This window comes from Shewanella sp. 10N.261.52.F9, assembly GCF_041471165.1.
GTDB lineage: Bacteria > Pseudomonadota > Gammaproteobacteria > Enterobacterales > Shewanellaceae > Shewanella > Shewanella marinintestina.
This window is the reverse complement of the sequence record NZ_JBFRNX010000058.1, coordinates 1-227: the sequence shown is the minus strand read 5'-3', so window position 1 is coordinate 227 and position 227 is coordinate 1. Positions and strand designations below refer to the sequence as shown.

The following is a 227-nucleotide window of genomic DNA, read 5'->3' as shown; positions in this document are numbered from 1 at the left end:
GTCACCGACAGCAACGGCGACACTGACACCCAAGATGTCGTCATCACCATTACCGGTACCAACGATATTCCTGAGCTGACCATCAGCAATATAGATGGGGTGATCACCGAAGACAGTATTGATCTGCAGCCCGATCGCCTTGTGGCCACCGGTGACATCACCACCTTTGATGTCGATAACAATGATGTGCTCACCTTAAGCGCCAGTTATAACAGTGATATCAATTG

Annotated in this window: 1 protein-coding gene; it reads left to right on the top strand. The window is 49.3% G+C overall.

Annotated features, from left to right (window positions below):
• On the top strand, positions 1–227 hold a 227-nt coding region (locus tag AB4298_RS21250; RefSeq protein ID WP_371988329.1), incomplete at both ends, for a hypothetical protein.